This window comes from Cupriavidus sp. CuC1, from assembly GCF_044627735.1.
GTDB lineage: Bacteria > Pseudomonadota > Gammaproteobacteria > Burkholderiales > Burkholderiaceae > Cupriavidus > Cupriavidus ulmosensis.
In genome coordinates this window covers 1-3,347 of record NZ_JBIUHC010000323.1, presented here as the reverse complement: position 1 = coordinate 3,347, position 3,347 = coordinate 1, and the positions used below count along the sequence as shown (strand labels likewise).

At 60.8% G+C, this 3,347-nt stretch carries 4 protein-coding genes and 1 pseudogene; 2 read left to right on the top strand and 3 right to left on the bottom strand.

Annotated features, from left to right (window positions below; genetic code table 11):
* Nucleotides 1–758, top strand: a 758-nt coding sequence (locus tag ACGLHR_RS51115; protein WP_400103685.1) for a hypothetical protein, incomplete at its 5' end; no start/stop codon positions are given.
* Between the two features lie 80 nt (nt 759–838).
* Nucleotides 839–1,159: pseudogene (locus ACGLHR_RS51110) on the top strand (hypothetical protein); the annotation flags it as partial.
* Between the two features lie 128 nt (nt 1,160–1,287).
* Here the strand turns inward: ACGLHR_RS51110 and ACGLHR_RS51105 are convergent.
* The 3 genes from ACGLHR_RS51105 to ACGLHR_RS51095 are packed head-to-tail and all read right to left on the bottom strand — an operon-like array spanning nt 1,288 to nt 2,980.
* Entirely contained in the window at nt 1,288–1,950 is a 663-nt protein-coding gene (locus ACGLHR_RS51105; protein ID WP_267605134.1) for a DUF799 domain-containing protein, read from the bottom strand.
* A complete protein-coding gene (locus tag ACGLHR_RS51100; RefSeq protein ID WP_267606561.1) occupies nt 1,947–2,309 on the bottom strand; it encodes a DUF4810 domain-containing protein in 363 nt (120 codons plus the stop codon). Before ACGLHR_RS51100 ends, ACGLHR_RS51105 begins: the two co-directional genes overlap by 4 nt.
* A gap of 41 nt (nt 2,310–2,350) precedes the next feature.
* A complete protein-coding gene (locus ACGLHR_RS51095; protein WP_318235852.1) occupies nt 2,351–2,980 on the bottom strand; it encodes a CsgG/HfaB family protein in 630 nt (209 codons plus the stop codon).
* Nucleotides 2,981–3,347 lie beyond the last annotated feature (367 nt).

The window sequence follows — 3,347 nt, the reverse complement described above, 5'->3', positions numbered from 1 at the left end:
CACAGGGGCGACGCTTCGCGTCGCGCGCTATCCCTCACCGGCCTGAAGGCCGATGTTTCCCGCGCGAACTGATGAAGTTGACTGGCATTGGCCTTTACACCTTCCATGAAGCTGCGAGGCTCACCGGCATCCCCGTGCGCGACCTGCGGCGCTGGCTAGACGGCTATGCATATCGGGACAAGACGACCCGGCGTGCGGTTCCGGTTGCTCCACTTTGGGAGTCCGAACTGGCGGAAGCGGACGTGGATGGCATCAGTTTTCATGATTTGCTGGAAGCCCGATTCGTCCGAGCGTTTCGCCAGCACGGCGTCAGCCTGCAAACGATTCGCTTGGCCAGCCGCAAGGCACGCGAGCTTTTTGCCCCGCCGCATCCCTTTACCTCCCGTCGGTTTCAGACGGACGGCCGCACGATCTTCGCGTCGACCATGCAGGAATCTGGTGAGACTGAGCTGCTGGACTTGGTGAAAAGCCAGTACGCGTTTCAGAAGATCATCGAGCCCTCTTTGTATCGTGGCATCGAATTCGGTGCGGACGATGCCGCTGCACGCTGGTACCCGACGCTGCGCAGCAAAGCCGTGCTATTGGATCCTGAAATCGCCTTCGGCAAGCCCATTGTCACCGATGGCGCCATCAGAACTTCGATCCTCGCCGAGGCATTCCAGGCTGAAGGCGACAAGCAGCTTGTTGCCAGGTTGTATGAAGTGCCTGTTGCCTCGGTGGAGGCAGCAGTCGCCTTTGAAGAACGCCTGGTAGCGTGAAATTCTTCGCTGACAACAATCTCTCTCCGGCGCTGGCACGGGCTCTCCACTCGCTTTCCGAACCATAAGGGCACTCCGTTGCTCCTTTGCGAGACCGCTTCCCACAAGACACAACGGATGCAGCCTGGATCGACGCTCTCTCGCAAGAAGGTGGATGGGCGGTCATCACGCACGACAAGCTGAACAAGGGCCTCGAGCGAGAGGCATTGCGCCGTGCGGGGCTGATTGTCTTCTTTCTCGACAAAAGCTGGTCAAACCATAGGTTCTGGGACATTGCGCACAATCTGGTGCGGTGGTGGCCACGGATCATCGAGCAATCTGAAGGTATCAAAGGCGGTGCCGCCTTCAGGCTTCCCTTCAACTTCTCAGGCAAAGGGCAGTTCGAACAAGTCAAGCTCTAGTACTGCAGCGATAGGCGCCGTCGCCGCACCACCCACCCAACAAAAGGCCCCGCCGGGCCATCAACCCGCGGGGCTTCCCGGATAAAAGCGGCAGCTCACGCCAACCGCTCTCGCAAGCACCAACACCCTCAATCCGTCCCGTACCTCGGATTCCTAGGCCCATACAAGATGCTGCCCGGACGCCCGGCCGACAACAGCCGCGCGCTTGTCACGCCCGCCACGGGATGGCCGGCTTCGGTGACACTGTTCAGCACCTGCTTGACCGCTGCCGTGATCAGCGCGCCGATCAGCCCGCCGCCGGCATTGTTGTTGCCTTCGTTGTTGGAGGCCGATGCGCTGCCGCTCCACAGGGTGGCCCCGGTCTTCAGGTCGACCAGCCTGGCGCTGGCGGTGACGACGGTCGCACTGCTGATGACCATGTATGACGTGCCGTACTTCGATACGGTGATATAGAGCGCAGCGTCGGCGCCGAAGATCTCGCGCAGCTTGGCCGGCGGGACCTGGTGGATGTCGCCGGCGGTGGTCATGCCGTTCTGCTTGAACGTCTCGTCCACGAGCGTGACGGGCAGCACGTAGTAGCCGGATTCGGCGAGGGGATAGGTGACCTGGGACAGCATGCTGTAGGTCGCCTTCACATCGGGCGATTCATTCAGGGGCGGCAGTACCACGATCGAGCGCGGGCGGCTTTCCTTGAAGGCGCTGTAGTCGACGTTCTGCCGGGGCGCAGCGCAGCCGGCTGCAAGCACAGCGACGGCCGCGGCGGCGAATAGCCGTTTGAATAGAGACATCATTTCTTTTCCTCTCCCCGCTTTACGTTCTTCATCAGAAAATCGACGTAAGCTGCCGACTCGGGGAACAAGGTCTTCTCGGTCTGGAATTCCTGCGCCATCTGGTCGTCCTTGCCGATGCCGGCATACAGCAAGCCCAGGTGGGCGTGGTAGCCCGGTGGCGGCGTAGCGCCTGCGGCCGTGATTTTCTGCATGTCGCGCTCGAGCGCTTCGATCTGCGCCTGCTTCGGCTCACCCTTGAAGTACTCATAGACCTGCGGCTGGTAGCTTTCCCACTGATACAGGGTCTTGGGTGCCGTGCAGCCCGCCAGCAGAATGGTTCCCGTCAAGGCCAGCGCAGCTGGGCGCCATGGCCGATACATCTTTTGCTTTTTCACTTCTTCTCCTCTTCAACAAACCCGAATTACGGATTGCCCGGCTTCCACGCGCCGCTTTCGATGCCGGTGATCAGGCTGGTGACGGCCTCGCGCATGGCCAGGTCGAGCACCTTGCCGTTGAGCGTGGAGTCGTAGCTAGACGTGCCGCCAAAGCCGACGACCTCCCGCGTGGACAGCGCGTACTCGCCAGCGCCCTGGGCGGAGAAGACGACCTCGGAGGTGGCGATGTTGACCACGTTGAGCGCGACCTTGGCGTAGGCGACCTGCGACTTGCCTCGGCCGAGAATGCCAAAGAGTTGCTGGTCGCCAACTTCCTTGCGCCCGAATTCGGTCACGTCGCCGGTGACGACGTAGTCGGCGCCCTTCAGGCGCTGTGCCTGGCTCTTGATCGCGGCTTCGCGCTTGATCTCTTCCATGTTGTCGCGATCAAGCACGTTGAAGCGGTTGGTCTGCTGCAAATGCGTGATCAGCACGGTCTTGGCCTGGCCGCCCAGCCGGTCGACACCATCGGAGAACACGCCTCGCATATAGCTCGAACGGTTATCGAACTTGCCAACGGCGATCGGGGTCCGCACGCCGGCATAGGGACGGCTGGCGCTCTCCACCTTCTGCACCGGCAGGGCGGTCGATGTCTCCGTGGCGCACCCGCCGAGCATGGCGAGCAACACCGTTGCCCCTACCAGAGGGATTGCGGTCGCTTTTTTCACTAAGATTTCTCCTACTAGTCGCGGGTCATGAAGCAAAAGATTTCCGCGCGCTTGGAAGCGGCCACGGAAATCCGGATACCGAATTTGTTATCGACCGCCGGGGACACATCCAACACCCCCCTTTGGTTGGATGTACAAGACTTGGGGGCGCCACCGAGTCCCGGACTTGCCAGGCCCATCGCAGGCTCACCCCCTGGTGTACTAGAGACTACTGGAATATTTGCGAGGTAAATCCAACAACTCAACTTTAGACATTCAGGCCCGCTCAACGAGCGGGTTGGAAACGGATTCAAGAAATCGAAAAATGCTTGACATG

Excerpts from the sequence above, each read along its gene's own strand:
- ACGLHR_RS51105 (WP_267605134.1), bottom strand. The coding sequence starts at position 1,950 with ATGATGTCTCTATTCAAACGGCTATTCGCCGCCGCGGCCGTCGCTGTG.
- ACGLHR_RS51100 (WP_267606561.1), bottom strand. The coding sequence starts at position 2,309 with ATGTATCGGCCATGGCGCCCAGCTGCGCTGGCCTTGACGGGAACCATT.
- ACGLHR_RS51095 (WP_318235852.1), bottom strand. The coding sequence starts at position 2,980 with ATGCTCGGCGGGTGCGCCACGGAGACATCGACCGCCCTGCCGGTGCAG.